Here is a 20,198-nt window from a genome sequence, read left to right on the forward strand (position 1 = left end):
TCGAAACCGCCGGCCCAGTGCCGGCGGTTTTGCGTTTCGGCGGCGGAACCAGGCCGGGTCGAACGGCCGGCAAAGGCCGTGGATTGGACCAATTCCGTGTTGCTGGACAGGGTGAAGCGCGGCGGCTAAAAGGCCAAGTCCTAATCTTCTAAAACGCAGAGCCCATTTCCGCCGGTTTGCCGGCGGCTTTTCCAAAAAGGCAGCATCATGAGTGGCGTGAACGAAATCCGGTCGACATTTCTCGACTACTTCCGGAAGGAGGGTCACGAGATCGTCGCGTCGAGCCCACTGGTGCCGCGCAACGACCCGACGCTGATGTTCACCAACGCCGGCATGGTGCAGTTCAAGAACGTCTTCACCGGTCTGGAGAAGCGGCCCTATTCGCGCGCCGCGACCGCCCAGAAGAGCGTTCGCGCCGGCGGCAAGCACAACGATCTCGACAATGTCGGCTACACCGCGCGCCATCTGACCTTCTTCGAGATGCTCGGTAATTTCTCCTTCGGCGACTATTTCAAGGAGCGCGCCATCGAGCTTGCCTGGAACCTGATCACCAGGGAGTTCGGGCTGAACAAGGACAAGCTGCTGGTCACCGTCTATCACACGGATGACGAGGCGGCCGGCTTCTGGAAGAAGATCGCCGGTTTTTCCGACGACCGCATCATTCGCATCGCGACCTCGGACAATTTCTGGGCGATGGGCGACACCGGACCGTGCGGGCCGTGCTCTGAAATCTTCATCGACCGCGGCGAACACATCTGGGGCGGCCCTCCCGGCAGCCCGGAGGAAGATGGCGACCGTTTCCTGGAATTCTGGAACCTGGTGTTCATGCAGTATGAACAGGTGACGAAGGAGGAGCGCATCGACCTGCCGCGCCCCTCGATCGACACCGGCATGGGCCTGGAGCGCATGGCATCCATCCTGCAAGGGGTGGAAAGCGTCTTCGAGACCGATCTGTTCCGTCACCTGATCGACGCGGCCTCGTCCGCGATCGGGCAGGGCCCCGACAAGGAGACGGTCGCGTCCTACCGGGTCATCGCCGATCATCTGCGCTCGTCCTCCTTCCTGGTCGCCGATGGCGTGCTGCCTTCGAACGAAGGCCGGGGCTATGTCCTGCGCCGCATCATGCGCCGCGCCATGCGTCATGCGCAGTTGCTCGGTGCCAACGAACCGCTGATGTGGAAGCTGGTGCCGGCGCTGGTGCGCGAAATGGGCCAGGCCTATCCGGAATTGCTGCGCGGCGAACAGTTGATCACCGAGACGCTGAAGCTTGAGGAGACCAGGTTTCGAAAGACGCTGGTGCGCGGCCTCGGCCTGCTCTCCGAGGCGACGGAGACGCTGCATGCCGGCGACATGCTGGACGGCGAAACGGCCTTCAAGCTCTACGACACTTACGGCTTCCCACTTGATCTGACGCAGGACGCGCTGCGCCAGCGCAGTATCTCGGTCGATCTTGCAGGCTTCACCAATGCGATGGAGCAGCAGAAGGCCGAGGCGCGAAAGCATTGGGCAGGCTCCGGCGACGCGGCGACCGAGACCATCTGGTTCTCCGTGCGCGAGAAGGCGGGCGCCACCGAGTTCCTCGGCTATGAGACTGAAGCTGCCGAAGGCATCATCCAGGCGCTTGTCCGGGACGGCAAGGCTGTCGACAGCGCCGGCAAGGGTGACGCGGTGGCGATCGTCGTCAACCAGACCCCGTTCTATGCCGAGTCCGGCGGCCAGATGGGCGACACCGGCGTTATTTCAGGCGAGGGCTTCTCGATCGAGGTTTCCGACACGCAGAAGAAGGCCGATGGGCTATTCGTCCACATCGGCGAGGTGGCCAGCGGCACGGTCAAGACCGGTGTTGCCGTCGAGCTCAAAGTCGACCATGCGCGCCGCTCCAGGTTGCGCGCCAACCATTCCGCGACGCATCTGGTCCATGAGGCGCTGCGCGAGGTGCTGGGCAGCCATGTCGCGCAGAAGGGCTCGCTGGTCGCGCCCGAGCGCCTGCGCTTCGACATCTCGCACAACAAGCCCATTTCACCGGAGGATCTCGAAGAGGTCGAGCGCATGGCCAACGAGATCGTCGTCCAGAACGGCCCGGTGTCCACGCGCCTGATGTCGGTCGACGATGCCATTGCCGAAGGCGCCATGGCGCTGTTCGGCGAGAAATACGGCGACGAAGTGCGCGTCGTGTCGATGGGCACCGGCGTTCACGGCGCCAAGGCCAACCGGCCCTATTCGGTCGAGCTCTGCGGCGGAACGCATGTCCGGGCGACCGGCGATATCGGCCTGGTGCGTGTCGTGTCGGACAGCGCGGTCGCGGCCGGCGTGCGCCGCATCGAGGCGCTGACCGGCGAAGCCGCGCGCAAACATCTCGACGAGCAGGACCGGCGTTTGAAGGCGACGGCGGCCGTGCTCAAGATTTCGCCGGCCGATGTGCCGGCGCGCGTCGAGACGCTGCTCGAAGAGCGCAAGAAGCTTGAGAAGGAACTGACCGAGGCGCGCAAGAAGCTGGCGCTGGGCGGGGGATCGTCAGCCGATGCTCCAGCCGCCAATGAGACGGTCGCCGGTATCGGCTTCCTCGGCAAGACGGTCTCCGGTGTCTCGCCGAAGGATTTGAAGCCGCTGGCCGATGCCGGCAAGAGCTCGCTCGGCTCCGGCGTCGTCGTCTTCGTCGGCGCTGGCGAAGACAACAAGGCAAGCGTCGTGGTGGCCGTCACCGACGACCTCGTCGGCCGCTTCAGCGCCGTCGACCTTGTCCGCGTGGCCTCCGCCGCATTGGGCGGGCAGGGCGGCGGCGGGCGGCCCGACATGGCCCAGGCCGGTGGCCCCGACGCTTCCAAGGCCGATGATGCGATTGCAGCGGTGAGGGCGGCACTCGAAGCGGCGTGAGCCAGTGGGCAGTTCAAGGGGAGCCCTACCTTCCCAAGTAGCGCTGCCCCTCATCTGGCTGCCGCCACCTTCTCCCCGTAAACGGGGAGAAGGGCGCTTTCGTCGCGGCTTTCGCCAATCGCCAGCCTTGCAAAAAAAGAGGCGCCGGCGTTGCGGCCAGCCTCTTTCTCCCCGTTTTACGGGGAGAAATGCCCGGCAGGGCAATGAGGGGCGGTGCCGGCGTTGAGGAAGTTCACTCGGCCTAAGCGACCTTTTCAGTCCGCGTAAAGCTCGCACGATCGGCGACGCGTGTATACCAGTCCCGGATATCCGCGAACCGCGCCAACAGATCGCGCCCTTGCGTGACCTTGACGAAATAGGCGATGATCGGCGCGGCGTGCAGGTCCGCCAGCGTCAGTTGGTCGCCAAGCAGCCACGGACCTTGTGGCTTCAGCGATCTCAGCACCTTCAGCACCGTCTCGGCCTGAGCAAGGCCGCCGGCGATCAACGCCGAATCCGGCTCAGCCTTCTCCAGCCGCTCGACGGCAACATCCCAGACCATCGCGCGATAGCCATAGGCGTCGAGCATGCCTATGATCTGGCCCATCCTGGCGCGGCCGCGCGCGTCGGCAGGCTGCAGCGCCGGTCCGTCGAAGGCCTCGTCGATATAGCGGGCAATCGCATTGGTCTCGAACAGGCGAAACCCGTCATAACAGAAGGCCGGGATGCGGCCGAACGGATGATGCTCGAAATACCAGGCGGGAATCCCCTCGGCGGCAAAGACATCGACCGGCACAAGCTCGTAGTCGATGCCTTTTTCCGCGAGCACGAGGCGGACGATGCGTACATAGACGCTGTACTCCGCCCCGTAGACGATGGGCTTGCCCATCTTGCTTACTTGTCAGGCCATCGCCTTCTGCAGGTTCTCGTCGATCTTGTCGAGGAAACCGGTGGTCGACAGCCATGGCTGGTCGGGGCCGATCAAGAGCGACAGGTCCTTGGTCATGAAGCCTGACTCGACCGTCTGGATGCAGACCTTTTCCAGCGTTTCGGAAAAACGCTTCAGGTCGGCATTGTCGTCGAGCTTGGCGCGGTGCGCGAGGCCACGCGTCCAGGCGAAGATCGAGGCGATCGAGTTGGTCGAGGTTTCCTCGCCCTTCTGGTGCTGGCGGTAGTGGCGGGTGACGGTGCCATGCGCGGCTTCCGCTTCCACCGTCTTGCCGTCCGGCGTCATCAGCACCGAGGTCATCAGGCCGAGCGAGCCAAAACCCTGCGCCACCGTGTCGGACTGCACGTCGCCGTCATAGTTCTTGCAGGCCCAGACATAGCCGCCCGACCATTTCAGGGCGGAGGCCACCATGTCGTCGATCAGGCGGTGCTCATACCACAGCTTCTTCGACTTGAACTCGGCCTCGAACTCGGCCTCGTAGACTTCCTGGAAGATGTCCTTGAAGCGACCGTCATAGGCCTTGAGGATGGTGTTCTTGGTCGACAGATAGACCGGATAGTTGCGCAGCAAGCCGTAGTTCAGCGAGGCGCGGGCGAACTCGCGGATCGAGTCGTCGAGATTGTACATGGCCATGGCGACACCGGCGCCGGGCGCGTCGTACACATCGTGCTCTATCACCTGGCCGTCCTCGCCGACGAATTTGATGGTCAGCTTGCCCTTGCCGGGGAAGCGGAAATCGGTGGCGCGGTACTGGTCGCCGAAGGCATGGCGGCCGACGATGATCGGCTTGGTCCAGCCGGGCACCAGGCGCGGCACGTTCTTCATGATGATCGGCTCGCGGAAGATGGTGCCGCCGAGGATGTTGCGGATGGTGCCGTTCGGCGACTTCCACATCTTCTTCAGCTTGAACTCCTCGACGCGCTGTTCGTCGGGGGTGATCGTCGCGCATTTCACGCCGACGCCGTGTTTTTTGATGGCGTTGGCCGAATCGATGGTCACCTGGTCGTTGGTGGCGTCGCGGTGCTCGATGCCGAGGTCGTAATATTCAAGCTTGAGGTCGAGATAAGGGTGGATCAGCTTGTCCTTGATGAACTGCCAGATGATGCGGGTCATCTCGTCGCCGTCGAGTTCGACGACCGGGTTCGCCACCTTGATCTTCGCCATGGAAAGAATGCCTCGTTGCTGGATATGGGACGGCCTTGCCCGCGCGGCGTTGGGCCGGGAGATGTCGCCCGTATATCAAAGCGCTTTTGGCCACGCAAACGGCGATCGGTCACGAATTGGAGGCCAGAGCCGTCGTCATTTGCGAATGCTTCATTTTCCCGGCCGAATGTGGCAGGGACGCTGAAATGCCGCAAACAGCAGTTCATTGACAATCATGCCCGTCATCAAAGATCCCGATAGCATTGCAGTCGCCGGCCCGGCGATTATCCTCGTCGAGCCTCAGCTTGGCGAGAACATTGGCATGGTCGCGCGCGCCATGGCCAATTTCGGCCTGTCGGAGCTGCGCCTGGTCAACCCGCGTGATGGTTGGCCGAGCGAGAAGGCGCGCGCTGCGGCCAGCCGCGCCGATCATGTCATCGACGCTGTCACCGTCTTCGACGATCTGGCCTCGGCGCTCGCCGACCTGAACTTTGTCTTCGCCACCACGGCCAGGCAGCGCGACGGCTTCAAATCCGTGCGCGGGCCGGTTGAGGCGGGCAGGCTGCTGCGGGCGCGCCACGTGATGGGCCAGCGCACCGGCATCCTGTTCGGACGCGAACGCTTCGGCCTCTACAATGACGAGGTCGGCCTTGCCGACGAGATCGTCACTTTCCCGGTCGATCCCGATTTCTCCTCGCTCAACATCGCCCAGGCAGCACTTCTGATGTCCTACGAATGGATGAAGTCCGGCCTGGAGGACGAGACCAAGACCAATTTTTCCGGCCCGGACATGAAACCGGCAAGCAAGGAAGAATTGCACGGCCTGTTCGCCTATCTCGAAGGCGCGCTGGAAGCGCGCGGCTATTTCCGGCCGGCGCCGAAGAAGCCGAAAATGATCGACAATCTGCGCGCGGTGCTGACACGCCCCGGTTTTGCCGAACCGGAGCTGAAGGTGCTGCGCGGCATCATTTCGTCGCTCGACAGGTTTTCGCCGGCGATGCCGCGCGGCGACGGGTCCCCTGGCGACGATCCACGGCGCTTGCCCGCGGCCGCCGCGCGTGCCCGCAAGGCGGAGGCGGCACGCCTTGCCGACACCGGCAAGGACGATGACATACCGCCGCTTGGCGGAAAAGGAACCGACAATGACTGAGCGGCCGATCCTGATGTTCGATTCGGGCATCGGCGGGCTTACCGTGCTGCGCGAGGCGCGCGTGCTGATGCCCGACCGCCGCTTCATCTATGTCGCCGACGACGCTGCGTTTCCCTACGGCGCTTGGGAAGAGCCGGCGCTGAGGGCGCATATACTCGAATTGTTCGGCAAACTGCTTGAGCGCTTTGCGCCGGCCATTTCCGTCATCGCCTGCAACACCGCCTCGACGTTGGTGATCGATGCGTTGCGCGATAGATTTCCCGAGCATCCTTTCGTCGGCATGGTGCCTGCGATCAAACCGGCGGCGGAACGTACGCGCTCAGGGCTGGTTTCGGTGCTGGCGACGCCTGGCACCGTCAAGCGCCAATACACGCGCGACCTGATCAGCAAATGGGCGCAGAAATGCCATGTCCGCCTGGTCGGCAGCGACAGGCTGGCGGGACTGGCTGAGATCTACATGCGTGAGGGCTTCGTCGATGAGGAGGCCGTACGCACCGAGATCACGCCGTGCTTCGTCGAACATGATGCGCTGCGTACGGATATCGTCGTGCTCGCCTGCACACACTACCCCTTTCTGGCCAATCGCATGCGCAAGACGGCGCCCTGGCCGGTCGATTGGCTCGACCCCGCTGAAGCGATTGCGCGCCGGGCGCTGTCGCTTCTCGCCGACATCGATCCGAGCGGTCGTGGCGAGATGCTGCCTGAAGGACCCGACCTTGCCGTCTTCACATCGGCAAGAGCCGATTTCCCGACCCGTCGCCTGATACAGGGCTTCGGGCTGGCTATGTCGTGATTGCGAAGCGGAACATCACGGCAGTCGTTGCGTTTTTCTCCAGGTTCCAACGGGAGAAAGAACCATGCCAGCCACCTCGAAAGCCCAGCAGAAAGCCGCCGGCGCGGCTCTGTCGGCCAAGCGCGGCGAGACCAAGAAGAGCGAACTCCAGGGCGCTTCCAAGGGAATGTACGAATCGATGAGCGAAAAGCAGCTCGAGGAATTCGCCGAGACGAAGCGCAAGGGCCTGCCGGAGAAGAAGTCGAAAGACTAAGGATAAGGATTAAGCATCCGGAATCAAAGAGCCCGCGGCCAAAACCGCGGGCTTTGAATCGATGTCGGCCGCCTGAGACCGGATAGGAGCCTACCAGCGCCCGCTGCAGCGCTTGATCTTGTAGCGTATGACCTTCTTGTGGCCGTGCCGCCAGATAACCTTCTTCTTGATCACGATGCGACAAGCCTGGTGATGTCGGTGTCCGTGCCAATGCCTGGCCTCCGCCGGCTCCTGTGTCAGGACCGCCATGGATCCCGCCAACACAGCGGCCCCTGTCAGGGTAAGGAAGAATTTCTTCATGCGATTGTAGCTCCTCTGCTCCGGTCCCTTCCTGATGCCGCTGGCGCAACCTCCCGCCACATCCGGCACTGTACTCAACCCAGAGACGCTATATCGTCGCCATGGCCTGCGCCAGCCACAAGCTTGACACCGGTTAAATCTCCGTTTAATCAGCGCGCCAACACCGGGCCGCAATGCCCGGTGGTTTTCTTTATGTGCGCAAGATGCGTGGAAATCCAATTCTACTATCTTGTTTGAACTGACGTGTCCCGTGGGTTTTCCGCCGCGTTGCGTGGGAAAACCCTGTCAGGTCTCGAAAACGGAGGCCAGAGGAGGGCGCGTTTCCTTCACCCGGACCATGAGGTTCCGGGTGTATTGTTTTGAAAAGGGAATGCGATGAGCAAGCGCGAATCCGCGAAGTACAAGATCGACCGCCGTCTCGGCGAAAATATCTGGGGCCGCCCGAAGTCCCCGGTCAACAAGCGTGAATACGGTCCCGGCCAGCATGGCCAGCGCCGCAAGGGCAAGCTTTCCGATTTCGGCCTGCAGCTGCGCGCCAAGCAGAAGCTGAAGGGTCACTATGGCGACGTTTCGGAAAAGCAGTTCCGCAAGGTTTATGAAGAGGCTGACCGCCGCAAGGGCGACACCTCGGAGAACCTGATCGGCCTGCTCGAATCGCGTCTCGACGCGGTCGTCTACCGCGCCAAGTTCGTGCCGACCATTTTCGCCGCCCGTCAGTTCGTCAACCACGGCCACGTCAACGTCAACGGCAAGCGTGTCAACATCGGCTCGTATCGCTGCAAGCCGGGCGATGTCGTCGAAGTGCGCGAAAAGTCGAAGCAGCTGGTCATCGTTCTGGAAGCGGTCGGTCTCGCCGAGCGCGACGTGCCGGACTACATCGAAGCCGATCACAACAAGATGGTCGCGACCTTCTCGCGCATCCCCGGCCTGGCGGACGTTCCGTTCGCCGTGCAGATGGAACCGAACCTGGTCGTCGAATTCTACTCGCGCTAAAACGAGCGCGTTCTGCGACACCAAGAAAAGGCCGCCCGTCGAGGCGGCCTTTTCTTTGTCGGTCATGTCCGCTAATCCGGCGCTCTGGGCCACTGAAAGCGACGTGCCATGAACATGCTTCCAGACATCGAACCGATCGCCGACAGCGAAGGCGGCTTCCACCCGCTGTTCGCCGACGTCCCGTCCTCGGTCGAATTCAACAAATTGCGCAAGCGGCTGCTGCGGCTGACCCGGCAGGCGATCGACGATTTCACGATGTTGAAGCCCGGCCAGCGCTGGCTCGTTGCCTTGTCTGGCGGCAAGGATTCCTACGGAATGCTCGCGGTGCTGCTCGACCTCAAATGGCGCGGGCTCTTGCCGGTCGATCTTCTGGCCTGCAATCTCGACCAGGGCCAGCCGAATTTCCCCAAACATATCCTCCCGGACTATCTCGACAGCCACGGCATTGCGCACCGGATCGTGTATCAGGACACCTATTCCGTCGTCACCGACAAGCTGCCGGCGGGCAGCACCTATTGCTCGCTCTGCTCGCGCCTAAGGCGCGGCCATCTCTACCGCATTGCGCGCGAGGAGGGGTGCTCGGCGCTGGTGCTCGGCCACCATCGTGAGGATATTCTCGAAACCTTCTTCATGAACCTCTTCCATGGCGGCCGTCTCGCCGCCATGCCGCCAAAACTGCTCAACGACGACGGCGACGTCATGGTGCTGCGGCCATTGAGCTACTGCGCCGAGGCCGATCTGGAAAAATTCGCTGCCGCCATGCAATTCCCGATCATTCCCTGCGATCTCTGCGGCAGCCAGGAAGGTCTTCAGCGCAACGCCATGAAGGCGATGCTCGAGGATCTGGAAAAGCGTATGCCGGGCCGCAAGGATACGATGCTGCGCGCGCTGTCGAACAGCAGGCCATCGCACCTGCTCGACAGGAAGCTGTTCGACTTCGCTGCCCTCAACGACACCCTCACCACAAGGCAAGACATTTCCGATGACATTTGACGACACCGCGATCGATTGGCTGGCCGGCATTCTGGCCGAGGCGGCGCTGACCGAGATCATGCCGCGCTTTCGCCGGCTGGGCGATGGCGATGTCAGGCAGAAGACCTCGGCCGCCGACCTTGTGACCGAAGCCGACGTCAATGCCGAGCGGCTGATCACCGCGCGGCTGCGCGAGCGCTATCCCCAGGCGATGATCGTCGGCGAGGAGGCCTGTTCCGACAATCCGGCACTGCTCGATGGTCTGGGCGATGCCGATCTGGCCTTCGTCATCGATCCGGTCGACGGCACTTTCAACTTCGCCTCCGGCGTGCCTTTGTTCGGCGTCATGCTGGCGGTCGTGGTCCAGGGCGAGACGGTTGCCGGCATCATCCACGATCCCGTCGGCAAGGACTGGCTGATTGGCGCCAGGGGCGCCGGCAGCCATATCCGGCATGCGCATGGCAGCCTGGAGAAGGTGCATGTCGCGGCACCCGCGCCGATCGCGCAGATGACCGGCTCCGTCTCCTGGCAATATATGGCCGAGCCGGAGCGGTCGCGGCTGGCGCGCAACCAGACGAAGATCCTGTCGCAATTCGCCTATCGCTGCGCCGCGCACGAATACCGCCTCTTGGCGAGCGGCCATGCCCACTTCGTCGTCTACAACAAGCTGATGCCGTGGGATCATCTGGCCGGCGTGCTGATCCATGCCGAGGCCGGCGGCCACGCGGCGCGTTTCGACGGCAGCACCTATCTGCCCTCGCATCTCGGCGGCGGCCTGCTTGTCGCGCCCGATCGCGAAAGCTGGCACGAATTGCGCCGCGAACTCTGGGCGGCACAGGATTGATCGCTGCGTTAGCCGAAGGAGCGGTTCACGCAAATCCGGAGGCTCTCGAATGAAACCTCGGTTCGCATTTGTCGCCGCGGCTCTTGCCGCCGCTCTGTCTACCAGTTCCCAGGAAGCAAGATCGCAGGAGCGCAGTTGTCGCAGTTCCGATCCTGTCGATACGATAAGGGAGATGTCGGACGCTATCTATGCCTGCTGGAAGCCGCCACCCGGAACCGCGGGCATGTCCCTGACACTGCGGTTCTCGCTTCGCCGCAACGGCACACTGATCGGCAAGCCTCGCGCCACATATGCCGATCTGGGAACCGATGCCCAGCGCAGCCGGGCCTTCGTGGCATCCATTCTCAGGGCACTCGATGATGCTCTGCCATTGCCCTTTTCGGACAGCATGGGTGAAGCAATCGCGGGGCGTATGCTCGCCCCTCGATTCACGGCGGCCCTTGAGGGTGCATCCTAATGCAAGTCGGTGATGTGCCCTGAAACGGGCGGGTTCTGCGGCTGGAACATCTTGCCGCGCTCGGCGATGAAGATCATCAGCAGCGCCGCGATCGACACGCTGCAGAAGCCGGCGGCCAGCGGCGTCACCGTGCCATTGAAGGCCTGGCCGATCAGCGTGCCGAGAATGCCGCCGAGAAACGTCTGCATGAAACCGAGGATCGACGACGCCGTGCCGGCCAGTTGCCCGAGCGGCTCCATGGCCAGCGCGTTGAAGTTCGCGCCGAGCGCGCCGAACGGAAGCATGGCGCAGGCAAAGAAGGTGATGAACAGCCAGAGCGGCATCTTCATTTCCAGCGAGACCACCAGCCAGGCAAGGCTGATGACCAGGAACAGCAGCAGCGCGCTCTGCGACAGGCGGCGCATGCCGATGCGGCCGACAAGGCGCGAGTTCAGAAAGTTGGAGAAGGCGAGCACGCCCGCAACCCCGGCAAAGATGACCGGGAACATCTCGCCGACTTTGAAGATGTCGACATAGATCTGCTGCGCCGAAGCGATGAAGCCGAACATGGCGCCGAAGATGAAGGTGCTGGCGAAGGCATAGCAGATCGCAATGCGGTTGGTGAGCACGATGCGAAACCCGCCGACAATGGAGTTGAGTGTCAACGGCCGGCGATGTTCGGGATGCAGCGTTTCAGGAAGGCGCAGCAGCGACCAGGCCGAGACGAGGAGCGCACCGACGGCCATGGTGACGAAGATCCAATGCCAGGTCGCAAACAGCATGATGAACTGGCCGATGCCGGGAGCAATGACCGGTATCGCCATGAACACCATGAAGATCAGCGACATCACCTCGGCCATGCGCCGGCCGTCGAACGTATCGCGCACGATCGATACGGCGATGACGCGGGTCGCGGCCGCACCAATGCCTTGCACGGCCCGGCACAGCAGAAGTGTCTCAAAGCTTGGCGCAATGGCGGCAGCCGCGGCCGCGGCGACATAGATCACCAGCCCGGCGACCAGTGGTGCGCGACGCCCGAAGCGATCCGAGATCGGCCCGAAGAACAACTGTCCGCCGCCGAAGCCCAGAATGTAGGCCGTTATGACGTACTGCCGGTGGTTTTCATTTTCGACGCCGAGCGTGGCGCCGATCTGCTGCAGCGCCGGCAGCATGATGTCGATGGCCAGCGAGTTCAGCGCCATCAGCGCCGCGCACAGGGCGATGAACTCCCAGCGCGGAATGGGCAGTTTGCTTGCCGATTGCGGCGCTGGTTTTGGCTGGTCCACGGCAAGTCCGATCTTTCAAACGAAAATGCGCCGGCGGGCCGGCGCATTGGCTCGTCCTGGTCCTGGGTTCAGGACATGAAAATTGCCGAGGTGGGGCTGCCTCGGGTGCCTAGTGCTCGATGCCCGAAAATCAACGTCGATTTTCGGGCATGCACAAAACAGAAATCAGGCGGCGCCTTTGACGCTGACACCCTTCTCGACGAGGAACGTCTGCAACTCACCGGCCTGGAACATCTCGCGGATGATATCGCAGCCGCCGACGAATTCGCCCTTGACGTAGAGCTGCGGGATCGTCGGCCAGTTGGAGTATTCCTTGATGCCCTGGCGCAGTTCGGCCGAGTCCAGGACGTTCACGCCTTTGTAGTCGGCGCCGATATAGTCGAGGATCTGGACGACCTGGCCGGAAAATCCGCATTGCGGGAAACCGGGCGTGCCCTTCATGAAAAGGACGACGTCGTTGCCCTTCACTTCATTGTCGATGTAGTCGTTGATACCGCTCATGGAATATCCTTTCCCGCCTGTGGGAGTCAGGCTCGAAACATATCCCTTCAAATAAACCCAACGATTGCTCGAAACAAGACGTTAGCCGTGCCGTGGCTGAAATGGCGCAAAGGATGAGCCGTGTTGGGCCAAGCGCTAAGGTCAGTCGGGAACGCTGGTCTGCAAGGCGAGTGCGTGCAGCACGCCGCCCATATTCCCTTTCAGCGCGTCATAGACCATCTGGTGCTGCTGCACGCGGCTTTTCCCCCGAAAGCTCTCGGCCACCACCTCGGCCGCATAATGGTCGCCGTCGCCGGCGAGATCGCGGATCGTGACCTTGGCGTCCGGAATGCCGTCCTTGATCAGTTTTTCGATGTCGTGGGCGTCCATTGCCATGGCAAAATCCTGTTTCGAGCGGCCGGTGTCAGGCCATAAGATGAGAGTCGGGCGAGCCTAAAGCCTTTCCGGTCCGGATTGAAGCCGTTCTGTCCCACCAACGGCAAGACGGCCCGACGGCTTCAGAGAAAGACTAGGCCGGTGGGCTTGCTTCATCCTCGGCAACTTCGTCGCGTGTCGAGAAAGCACGGCCAAGGCTAAAGGCCAGCACATAGAGCGGCGCGTTGAGCACGAGGCCGACAATGGGGAGATAGCTCGTCATTTGCCAAGCCGGTGAGAAGAACCCCTGGCCATAACCGTCGCAGATGAGCGACGAGCCGTACTCCCACAACGCGCCTACGACCATCGCGCTGGCAAAAAGCTTGATGCAGGTGACGATATGCCTTGCCCGTGCCGGATCCGGCGCCAGGCGGTCCCACAGAACCAGGCAGATGATCGGGACCGCGTAGATGAGATTCTGCGCGATGAGCATGGGGATGGCGCCATTGGCCGCGGCAAGGAACTCCGCGCGCGTTTCCAGCCGCATGCACACCTCGCTCGAGGTTGTCGACAGCAGGAAAAAGACGAACGGTCCCAGGAACCAGAAGAAGAACAGCGACGGCCAGAAAACGACTGCAAGCAGCGCCCGGGCAGCCAGTTTCCTGTGATTGATCATGAGTTTCCCGAAAAACCGTTCCCACTTTTCGGGATCATGCTCTCGTCAACTGGCCTGGTCCATGAAGTGGGGGAACCAGCCTTCGTGCGCCGCGGAGAGTTCGCTGACCGGGATTGCCCTGGCGTCGCCAAGCTTCAGCGCGCTGCCCCCGGTCGAGCCGATCCACGGCGCGAAGATGCCGAGTTCGCCCTGCTGCTTGCGAATGGCGTCCCATTCGTCACCATGCGGTTCGATCGACAGCGTCAGGAGATAACGGCCCTGGTCCTCGCCGAACCAGACCGGGATCGGGTCGGTGCCGACAAGCCCGGGAACGGCGGCGCCGATTCCGGACGCCATCGCCATCTCGGCAAGTGCAACGGCGACACCGCCATCGGAAACGTCATGCGCCGCTGTGACGATGCCGGATGCGATGAGCGCGCGCACATGGTCGCCGACGCGTTTTTCGTGATCGAGGTCGACCGGCGGCGGCGGGCCATCCGTGCGGCCGTGTACGTCACGCATATAGACCGATTGCCCGAGATGCGTTCCCCAGGACGCCGGTGCGCCGACCAGCAGGATCATCTGGCCCTCGGCCGCAAAGCCGGTCCGCACCATCTTCGACCAGTCGGCGATCAGCCCGACGCCGCCGATGGTCGGGGTTGGCAGGATGCCCTGGCCGTTGGTCTCGTTGTAGAGCGAGACATTGCCGGAGACGATCGGGAAGCCGAGCGCGCGGCAGGCGTCGCCGATGCCCTTCACCGCGCCGACCAACTGGCCCATGATCTCGGGCCGTTCCGGGTTGCCGAAATTGAGGTTGTCGGTGGCGGCCAGCGGCAGAGCGCCGGTGGCGGTCAAATTGCGCCAGCATTCGGCCACCGCCTGCTTGCCGCCCTCATAAGGGTCGGCCTCGCAATAGCGCGGCGTCACGTCGGAGGAGAAGGCGAGCGCCTTGGTCGCATGGCCTTCGACCCGGACCACGCCGGCATCGCCGCCTGGAAGCTGCAGCGAATTGCCCTGGATCAACGTGTCATACTGCTCCCAGACCCAGCGGCGCGAAGACAGGTCGGGCCCGCCGAGCAGCTTCAGCAGCGCGTCGGCAACGTCGGCTTGCGGAATGTCATTGGCGGCCAGCGGCGCCGGCTTTTTCGGCTCGACCCACGGCCGGTCATATTCCGGAGCCTTGTCGCCGAGATCCTTGATCGGCAGATCGGCGACCTGATCCCCCTGGTGCAGCACGCGGAAGCGCAGATCGTCGGTGGTCTTGCCGACGATGGCGAAGTCGAGCCCCCATTTGTGGAAGATCGCCTCGGCTTCCTTTTCCTTTTCCGGGCGCAGCACCATCAGCATGCGCTCCTGGCTTTCCGACAGCATCATCTCGTAGGCGCTCATGCGCTCTTCGCGCACCGGCACCTTGTCGAGATCGAGCTCGATGCCGAGGTCACCCTTGGCGCCCATTTCCACCGCCGAGCAGGTGAGGCCGGCGGCACCCATGTCCTGGATGGCGATGACTGCGCCCGAAGCCATCAGTTCGAGGCTGGCTTCCAGCAGGCACTTTTCGGTGAAGGGATCGCCGACCTGCACTGTCGGGCGCTTCTCATCGATCTTGTCGTCGAATTCGGCCGAGGCCATGGTGGCGCCGCCGACACCGTCGCGGCCAGTCTTGGCGCCGAGATAGACGACCGGCAGGCCGACACCCTTGGCTTCCGACAGGAAGATCGCATCGGTCTTGGCAAGGCCCGCCGCAAAGGCGTTGACCAGGATGTTGCCATTGTAGCGGGCGTCGAAATTGACCTCGCCGCCGACCGTCGGCACGCCGAAGGCGTTGCCATAGCCGCCGACGCCGGAAACCACGCCTGAAACGAGGTGCCGGGTCTTGGGATGGTCAGGCGAGCCGAAGCGCAGCGCATTCATCGCCGCGATCGGCCGGGCGCCCATGGTGAAGACGTCGCGCAATATGCCGCCGACGCCGGTCGCCGCGCCCTGGTAGGGCTCGATGTAGGACGGGTGGTTGTGGCTCTCCATCTTGAAGACGACGCAGTCGCCGTCGCCGATGTCGACCACGCCGGCATTCTCGCCCGGCCCCTGGATGACCTGAGGTCCAGTGGTCGGCAGCGTGCGCAACCATTTCTTCGAGGATTTGTAGGAGCAGTGCTCATTCCACATCGCCGAGAAGATGCCGAGTTCGGTGAAGCTCGGCTCGCGCCCGACAAGATCGAGGATGCGCTGATACTCGTCGGGCTTGAGCCCGTGTGAGGCAATGAGCTCAGGGGTGATCGGCACGGAATTGGAAATGGTCATGGGCGGCGATTTATATCCGGGACGTTGGGATTTTGAGTCCCGTCTTATCGCAAGCCTTGCGGCCGATACACCCATGGATTGACGAAAAACGACGGAAAACCGGACAAAGCCACGCAGCGTCAGGAGAAGCTGTCGTAGCCAGCGCGGCCTTCATCGAGAAGTCGCCGGATCGCCGCGACGCCTTCAGCGATATCCCCGCGCTGTCTCGGCTGCGAAACGCCAAAGCGGACGCCATGGAAAACCTGCTCGGAACGGCCGGCCTTGAATTCGTCCTCGTCGTCGATCAGCACGCCGTGCTCCAGGCAGGCGTTCTTGAAGGTGCCGGAAAGCCAGGGGTCGGGCAGGGTCAGCCAGACAAAGGGCACCCTGTCATGCGACTTGACCGCGAAGCCGGCCAAAGTCTCGCGCACGATGGCGATGCGGGCGCCGATTTCGGCGATGCTGCGCTTGCGTATCTCATCCGCCTGACCTGACAGCACCAGCCTTGTATTCACCTCCGCCAGCAGGAAGGGCATGCCGCCGGTCATCATCTTGTGGGCGACACGGATGCGGTGGCGGTAGGCGGGCGGGCAGGAAAGCCAGCCGCCGCGCACACCGGCTGCGACCGACTTCGACAGGCCGCCCGCGACAATGGTCCGTTCAGGCGCATACTCGGCCAGCAATGGTGTCGGATCATCGGTCAGATTGCCATAGAGGTCGTCCTCGATGAGGACGACGTTGTATTCGCGTGCGACATGGGCGATCGCCTCGCGGCGCGCCGCCGACAAGGTGGCCAGCGTCGGATTCTGAGCCGTCGGCATCAGGAAGATCATCTTGGGATGCTTTTGCGCGCAAACGCGCTCGAAATCCTGCGGATCGATGCCTTCCTCGTCCGATGCCACCAACGCGGTGCGCCTGCCGATCAGGCCGGCACTGCGGGAAATCTGCGAGTAGGTGAGGTGCTCGAAGGCAACATAGTCGCCAGGCATGGTGAGGGCCGCGATCGCCGCCATCACCGCCGCATGGGTGCCGAGCGTGGGAACGATGGTGTCGGCATTCGGGCGAAACGAATTGCGCGCCAACCAGCGCGCGCCGGCTTCGTACCATCGGTCGGGGAAGTCCCGCGTGTAGCTCGAGATCTCATGCGGATGGTCCTGCGCCGTGCGCGACAGGACTCCGGCGACAATGTCGCCCTGGCCGATATCAGGTGCTGCGGTGCTGTCGAAACGCAGCTTGCCCTTAGGCGCATCGATATAGCGCGTGCCTTCGCCGCCGACGTCCGGAGCCGGAACATCCGGCTTCGCGCGCTGGCCGAGCACATAGGTTCCACGCCCGACTTCGCCGCTCACCAGCCCACGCTCGCGCAGCAATTGATAGGCCCGGCCGACCGTGCCGACGGTGGTGCCGATGTCGTAGGCGAGGTCGCGCTGCGGCGGTAGCTTTGCGCCGGCAGCGATCACGCCCCGATCGATGTCCGTCTCGATGGAATCCGCCAGGCGCTGATACAGCGGCCCGGAGCCGGTGGTGAGATCGGGAAGCCAAGTTGTCATGGTGACAATTTTCTATATTGCACCGATAGATGAGTCAATACATACCAGTCGCGTGCAAAAAAGGGTACAATCTAGAACGTCGGCAGAAAGAAAATGATTACAATCGCGACAATGCGTCATTCGAGCGCTGCATTATCAGGCCAATCGACACGTCCATCGGCTCAGCGCGGTTTTGCCCGCCGCCTTGTGCGCGTGCTGAGGTCGCTGGCAAGATGGATCGACAACCTGCTGGATCGCCGCCGCAGCCGGTTGGCGCTGCTGGAGATGACTGACGACCAGCTCAAGGATATCGGCGTCACGCGCTGCGACGCCCACCGCGAGGGCATCAGGCCGTTCTGGGACTGACCCTGATCCCAAAAGTGGGAACCGGTTTGGGAAAGATGATGGTCCCGGGAAATGCGGACAGGAGGTCCGCACAATTCTAACGGACGCTCGATGCCCTGGTGCGTGCAACGGCATGGTCCGCAAGGACGGCGACCACGCACAGCACGAGGAAAAGTCCGGTGATGGCTGCGGCCGAGATGAGGACGCTGGTCGCGCCGTTCTTGGCGATGTCCAGGAAAGGGTAGGGCACCTCGCCGGCAAACGGCGCCCGCACCAGCGCATAGACCAGATAAGCGATGGGATAGATCACCCACCAGGAAATGTCGCTCCAGCGCGTCCTGCCGTCAGCGCCTGCGATCAGCCACCACAGCACGAACAGCACCGGCGTCACATAATGCAGCAGGACGTCGCAGAGCAGGAACAGGCCCTGCGGCTGCCAGAGCCGTGCCAGAACCGTGGCATAGACGATGAACACCAGCGCGATCGAAACCGCCACGCCCGCGCGCATTCGCGGCCCGGCGAAGGCGGGCAACCACGCATAGCCGGAGGGAGACAGCAGCGAGGTATGAACCAGCACCGCGCCGATGTTGGTCAGGATGGTGAAGAAGCTGAAGACGAAAATGATGGAGCCGAGCAGGCTGCGGCCGGCTTCCATCGACGCCGGAATGCTGATGCAGAACTGCAGGATGAGCCCGGCGAGACCGACGACCAGTCCCACAATCTGCAGGAACTGGCCCATGGGCTAGGCCGTCGCGGCGCAGGCCGGATTGCCGGCCTGCCAGCGCGCAATGTCGGAGCCGATGCGGGCGCCGAGCGGATCGTTCATCAGCGGTCCGAAGACGTCGACGCGACTAGAATTGCCTTGCGCCTGCACTACCAGCAAAGGTTTGCCGCCATAGTGCTTGGCCGGCACCAGCAGGAAACGCGGCGTGCCGCTGAACGAATTCAGCTCATTGGCCATCTGGTACGGTTTAAAGGCTGGGTCCTTGCTGGCGATCCAGCATTTGTGGGCGGCGATCGCCACTTGTTCCATGGCCAGCAGCGCCGCGCTTTTGCCCGAGGGAACAGGCGTGCTCTTTGGCGTCGACTGGCAGGATGCCAGCACAAAGCCCGCCGCGGCGACCAGCGCGATCGTCTTGCGTCTGATCAAGCGGCACCCATCTCGAGTTCGGACAGAAAAATCTTCAAACCATCGGTCATCTCGCCCCACACGCGCGACAATGCCGGGTGTTGCGAGGCGATCTGCTCATAGGCATCGAATTTGGGATAGGCGTCGAGCAGGTCGTGGCGTCCCGTCATGGCGCGGAAATTGTTGAAGATGAACCGTGTCGGCGTCAGCCAGGCATCGGCGAAACTGATGTCGTCACCGAATGCGAAGGGCCCTTGCGCCATGCGCGCCTCGATCGCCGCCAGTCCATGATGCAGGCGGGCGAACTGGGCGTCGATCTCGACATTGTTTCGCTTCGGTACGGAATGAAGCTCGAAAAGCTTCATCATCGGGGTCAGCACATCGAGATCGGTGATGCGGGCGAACATACGCACCAGCGCGCGATCCTTGGAATCGGGCGGCAGCAGCGCCGGTTCCGGAAACCGTTCCTCGAGATATTCGGCGATGACCACCGATTCGACGATCGTCTCGCCCGAGCCGGTGATCAGCACCGGGACCCGGTTCATCGGCGAAATGGCGCGAAACTCTTCCGGGATGGGAAAACCGGGCGGCGGCGCGATGATCTTGAGCGGCACATCCTTGATGTAGGCCAGTGCCCGCACGATCGACGAGTAGGGCGACAACGGCCGCGAATAGAGTTTCATGACCGTCTCTCTCCCCAATGAACCAGACTTGCTCCAAAGAGACAGGAATGTCCGGCTGTTTTCAAGCTGTTCGCTTCGATATCGTCAGGCAGCGATGCCGAGGGCGCTCTCGAACAGTCCGCGGCCGTCGGTGCCGCCATGGGCTGCTTCGATCAGGTTTTCCGGATGCGGCATCAGCCCGAGCACATTGCCTTGGCTGTTGACGATGCCGGCAATGTCGTTGATCGAGCCGTTGGGGTTGGTGCCCTCGGCATAGCGGAACACCACCTGGCCTTCGCCTTCGATACGGGCAAGCGTGTCGGCGTCGGCGAAATAATTGCCGTCATGATGCGCGACCGGCGAGCGGATGATCTGGCCCGGCTGATAGCGGCGGGTGAACATGGTGTTGGCGTTGGTGATCTCGAGCTTCACCTGCCGGCAGACGAATTTCAGCGAGGTGTTGCGCATCAAGGCGCCCGGCAAAAGGCCGGCCTCGACCAGGATCTGGAAACCGTTGCAGACGCCGATGACCGTCACGCCGGCGGCCGCTTTTTCGGCCACTGCCCGCATGACCGGCATGCGCGCAGCGATCGCGCCACAGCGCAGATAGTCGCCGAAGGAGAAGCCGCCCGGAATAGCGATCAGGTCGACATCGGGGATTTCGGTGTCGGTCTGCCACACGGTGACCGGCGGTGTTCCCGAAATCTTGGTCAGCGCCGCGATCATGTCGCGGTCGCGGTTGAGGCCAGGCAGGAGGACGACGGCTGCTTTCAA

General features: G+C 62.8%; 22 protein-coding genes. 9 read left to right on the top strand and 13 right to left on the bottom strand.

What is annotated here, in order from left to right; genetic code table 11:
* The first annotated feature begins 207 nt into the window (after positions 1-207).
* Positions 208-2,874, top strand: coding sequence for an alanine--tRNA ligase (alaS, locus tag AC0L2U_RS22555; RefSeq protein WP_473602680.1), 2,667 nt, complete (start codon positions 208-210; stop codon positions 2,872-2,874).
* Between the two features lie 241 nt (positions 2,875-3,115).
* On the opposite strand, the gene AC0L2U_RS22560 is transcribed toward alaS, so the two are convergent.
* The gene (locus tag AC0L2U_RS22560) at positions 3,116-3,742 is read right to left on the bottom strand and encodes a glutathione S-transferase family protein (RefSeq protein WP_473602681.1); all 627 of its coding nucleotides are present in this window, start codon (positions 3,740-3,742) and stop codon (positions 3,116-3,118) included.
* A gap of 12 nt (positions 3,743-3,754) precedes the next feature.
* Positions 3,755-4,966 carry an NADP-dependent isocitrate dehydrogenase gene (locus AC0L2U_RS22565; protein ID WP_127321786.1) on the bottom strand — a complete coding sequence of 404 codons (1,212 nt, stop codon included), beginning with the start codon at positions 4,964-4,966 and terminating at the stop codon, positions 3,755-3,757.
* 214 nt (positions 4,967-5,180) lie between these two features.
* Here AC0L2U_RS22565 and AC0L2U_RS22570 point away from each other — a divergent pair, with 214 nt between their 5' ends.
* The 3 genes from AC0L2U_RS22570 to AC0L2U_RS22580 all read left to right on the top strand — a co-directional run bounded on the left by AC0L2U_RS22570 (position 5,181) and on the right by AC0L2U_RS22580 (position 7,141).
* A complete protein-coding gene (locus AC0L2U_RS22570) occupies positions 5,181-6,095 on the top strand; it encodes an RNA methyltransferase (RefSeq protein WP_128364130.1) in 915 nt (304 codons plus the stop codon).
* Positions 6,088-6,888, top strand: a complete 801-nt coding sequence (murI, locus tag AC0L2U_RS22575) for a glutamate racemase (RefSeq protein ID WP_127272587.1) — start codon at positions 6,088-6,090, stop codon at positions 6,886-6,888. The genes AC0L2U_RS22570 and murI overlap by 8 nt, the downstream gene beginning before the upstream one ends.
* A gap of 64 nt (positions 6,889-6,952) precedes the next feature.
* Positions 6,953-7,141, top strand: coding sequence for a DUF3008 family protein (locus tag AC0L2U_RS22580; protein WP_023810328.1), 189 nt, complete (start codon positions 6,953-6,955; stop codon positions 7,139-7,141).
* A gap of 90 nt (positions 7,142-7,231) precedes the next feature.
* Here the strand turns inward: AC0L2U_RS22580 and AC0L2U_RS22585 are convergent, their stop codons facing one another.
* Entirely contained in the window at positions 7,232-7,441 is a 210-nt protein-coding gene (locus AC0L2U_RS22585) for a hypothetical protein (protein ID WP_473602682.1), read from the bottom strand.
* A gap of 375 nt (positions 7,442-7,816) precedes the next feature.
* Between AC0L2U_RS22585 and rpsD the strand changes: the two genes are divergently transcribed.
* The 4 genes from rpsD (at position 7,817) to AC0L2U_RS22605 (ending at position 10,707) form a co-directional block, all read left to right on the top strand.
* The gene (rpsD, locus tag AC0L2U_RS22590; RefSeq protein ID WP_023759539.1) at positions 7,817-8,434 is read left to right on the top strand and encodes a 30S ribosomal protein S4; all 618 of its coding nucleotides are present in this window, start codon (positions 7,817-7,819) and stop codon (positions 8,432-8,434) included.
* 108 nt (positions 8,435-8,542) lie between these two features.
* Positions 8,543-9,427 (top strand): tRNA 2-thiocytidine(32) synthetase TtcA, encoded by an 885-nt coding sequence (ttcA, locus tag AC0L2U_RS22595; protein WP_473602683.1) that lies wholly within the window; start codon positions 8,543-8,545, stop codon positions 9,425-9,427.
* A complete protein-coding gene (locus tag AC0L2U_RS22600; RefSeq protein WP_292334954.1) occupies positions 9,417-10,250 on the top strand; it encodes an inositol monophosphatase family protein in 834 nt (277 codons plus the stop codon). The genes ttcA and AC0L2U_RS22600 overlap by 11 nt, the downstream gene beginning before the upstream one ends.
* Positions 10,251-10,473: 223 nt before the next feature.
* Positions 10,474-10,707 (top strand): hypothetical protein, encoded by a 234-nt coding sequence (locus AC0L2U_RS22605; RefSeq protein WP_236382783.1) that lies wholly within the window; start codon positions 10,474-10,476, stop codon positions 10,705-10,707.
* Here AC0L2U_RS22605 and AC0L2U_RS22610 read toward each other — a convergent pair.
* From AC0L2U_RS22610 to AC0L2U_RS22635, 6 genes are all read right to left on the bottom strand, one after another.
* A complete protein-coding gene (locus AC0L2U_RS22610; protein ID WP_128363819.1) occupies positions 10,704-11,972 on the bottom strand; it encodes a multidrug effflux MFS transporter in 1,269 nt (422 codons plus the stop codon). The genes AC0L2U_RS22605 and AC0L2U_RS22610 overlap by 4 nt on opposite strands.
* Before the next feature lie 165 nt (positions 11,973-12,137).
* The gene (grxD, locus tag AC0L2U_RS22615) at positions 12,138-12,473 is read right to left on the bottom strand and encodes a Grx4 family monothiol glutaredoxin (protein WP_006332883.1); all 336 of its coding nucleotides are present in this window, start codon (positions 12,471-12,473) and stop codon (positions 12,138-12,140) included.
* A gap of 141 nt (positions 12,474-12,614) precedes the next feature.
* Entirely contained in the window at positions 12,615-12,848 is a 234-nt protein-coding gene (locus AC0L2U_RS22620) for a BolA/IbaG family iron-sulfur metabolism protein (RefSeq protein ID WP_010909092.1), read from the bottom strand.
* Between the two features lie 133 nt (positions 12,849-12,981).
* Positions 12,982-13,503 (bottom strand): hypothetical protein, encoded by a 522-nt coding sequence (locus tag AC0L2U_RS22625; protein WP_473602684.1) that lies wholly within the window; start codon positions 13,501-13,503, stop codon positions 12,982-12,984.
* 45 nt (positions 13,504-13,548) lie between these two features.
* Positions 13,549-15,780, bottom strand: coding sequence for a phosphoribosylformylglycinamidine synthase subunit PurL (purL, locus tag AC0L2U_RS22630; RefSeq protein WP_473602685.1), 2,232 nt, complete (start codon positions 15,778-15,780; stop codon positions 13,549-13,551).
* A 119-nt stretch (positions 15,781-15,899) separates the two neighbouring features.
* The gene (locus AC0L2U_RS22635; RefSeq protein WP_473602686.1) at positions 15,900-17,309 is read right to left on the bottom strand and encodes an aminotransferase-like domain-containing protein; all 1,410 of its coding nucleotides are present in this window, start codon (positions 17,307-17,309) and stop codon (positions 15,900-15,902) included.
* A 93-nt stretch (positions 17,310-17,402) separates the two neighbouring features.
* Here AC0L2U_RS22635 and AC0L2U_RS22640 point away from each other — a divergent pair, with 93 nt between their 5' ends.
* Positions 17,403-17,654, top strand: a complete 252-nt coding sequence (locus AC0L2U_RS22640; RefSeq protein ID WP_292679861.1) for a DUF1127 domain-containing protein — start codon at positions 17,403-17,405, stop codon at positions 17,652-17,654.
* A gap of 76 nt (positions 17,655-17,730) precedes the next feature.
* Here the strand turns inward: AC0L2U_RS22640 and AC0L2U_RS22645 are convergent, their stop codons facing one another.
* The 4 genes from AC0L2U_RS22645 to purQ all read right to left on the bottom strand — a co-directional run bounded on the left by AC0L2U_RS22645 (position 17,731) and on the right by purQ (position 20,198).
* Positions 17,731-18,372, bottom strand: a complete 642-nt coding sequence (locus tag AC0L2U_RS22645; RefSeq protein ID WP_292679862.1) for a Pr6Pr family membrane protein — start codon at positions 18,370-18,372, stop codon at positions 17,731-17,733.
* Positions 18,373-18,375: 3 nt separating this feature from the next.
* On the bottom strand, positions 18,376-18,783 hold the full coding sequence (locus AC0L2U_RS22650; protein ID WP_256748273.1) for a hypothetical protein: 408 nt from the start codon (positions 18,781-18,783) through the stop codon (positions 18,376-18,378).
* Positions 18,780-19,445 carry a glutathione S-transferase family protein gene (locus AC0L2U_RS22655; protein ID WP_473602687.1) on the bottom strand — a complete coding sequence of 222 codons (666 nt, stop codon included), beginning with the start codon at positions 19,443-19,445 and terminating at the stop codon, positions 18,780-18,782. The genes AC0L2U_RS22650 and AC0L2U_RS22655 overlap by 4 nt, the downstream gene beginning before the upstream one ends.
* Positions 19,446-19,529: 84 nt before the next feature.
* Positions 19,530-20,198: a phosphoribosylformylglycinamidine synthase subunit PurQ gene (gene purQ, locus AC0L2U_RS22660; RefSeq protein WP_127269903.1), complete on the bottom strand. Its 669-nt coding sequence runs from the start codon at positions 20,196-20,198 to the stop codon at positions 19,530-19,532.

The organism is Mesorhizobium sp. WSM4808 (genome assembly GCF_055811675.1).

Coding starts and splice junctions, on each gene's coding strand:
- alaS (WP_473602680.1), top strand. CDS start 208: ATGAGTGGCGTGAACGAAATCCGGTCGACATTTCTCGACTACTTCCGG.
- AC0L2U_RS22560 (WP_473602681.1), bottom strand. CDS start 3,742: ATGGGCAAGCCCATCGTCTACGGGGCGGAGTACAGCGTCTATGTACGC.
- AC0L2U_RS22565 (WP_127321786.1), bottom strand. CDS start 4,966: ATGGCGAAGATCAAGGTGGCGAACCCGGTCGTCGAACTCGACGGCGAC.
- AC0L2U_RS22570 (WP_128364130.1), top strand. CDS start 5,181: ATGCCCGTCATCAAAGATCCCGATAGCATTGCAGTCGCCGGCCCGGCG.
- murI (WP_127272587.1), top strand. CDS start 6,088: ATGACTGAGCGGCCGATCCTGATGTTCGATTCGGGCATCGGCGGGCTT.
- AC0L2U_RS22580 (WP_023810328.1), top strand. CDS start 6,953: ATGCCAGCCACCTCGAAAGCCCAGCAGAAAGCCGCCGGCGCGGCTCTG.
- AC0L2U_RS22585 (WP_473602682.1), bottom strand. CDS start 7,441: ATGAAGAAATTCTTCCTTACCCTGACAGGGGCCGCTGTGTTGGCGGGA.
- rpsD (WP_023759539.1), top strand. CDS start 7,817: ATGAGCAAGCGCGAATCCGCGAAGTACAAGATCGACCGCCGTCTCGGC.
- ttcA (WP_473602683.1), top strand. CDS start 8,543: ATGAACATGCTTCCAGACATCGAACCGATCGCCGACAGCGAAGGCGGC.
- AC0L2U_RS22600 (WP_292334954.1), top strand. CDS start 9,417: ATGACATTTGACGACACCGCGATCGATTGGCTGGCCGGCATTCTGGCC.
- AC0L2U_RS22605 (WP_236382783.1), top strand. CDS start 10,474: ATGTCCCTGACACTGCGGTTCTCGCTTCGCCGCAACGGCACACTGATC.
- grxD (WP_006332883.1), bottom strand. CDS start 12,473: ATGAGCGGTATCAACGACTACATCGACAATGAAGTGAAGGGCAACGAC.
- AC0L2U_RS22620 (WP_010909092.1), bottom strand. CDS start 12,848: ATGGCAATGGACGCCCACGACATCGAAAAACTGATCAAGGACGGCATT.
- AC0L2U_RS22625 (WP_473602684.1), bottom strand. CDS start 13,503: ATGATCAATCACAGGAAACTGGCTGCCCGGGCGCTGCTTGCAGTCGTT.
- purL (WP_473602685.1), bottom strand. CDS start 15,780: ATGACCATTTCCAATTCCGTGCCGATCACCCCTGAGCTCATTGCCTCA.
- AC0L2U_RS22635 (WP_473602686.1), bottom strand. CDS start 17,309: ATGACAACTTGGCTTCCCGATCTCACCACCGGCTCCGGGCCGCTGTAT.
- AC0L2U_RS22640 (WP_292679861.1), top strand. CDS start 17,403: ATGATTACAATCGCGACAATGCGTCATTCGAGCGCTGCATTATCAGGC.
- AC0L2U_RS22645 (WP_292679862.1), bottom strand. CDS start 18,372: ATGGGCCAGTTCCTGCAGATTGTGGGACTGGTCGTCGGTCTCGCCGGG.
- AC0L2U_RS22655 (WP_473602687.1), bottom strand. CDS start 19,445: ATGAAACTCTATTCGCGGCCGTTGTCGCCCTACTCGTCGATCGTGCGG.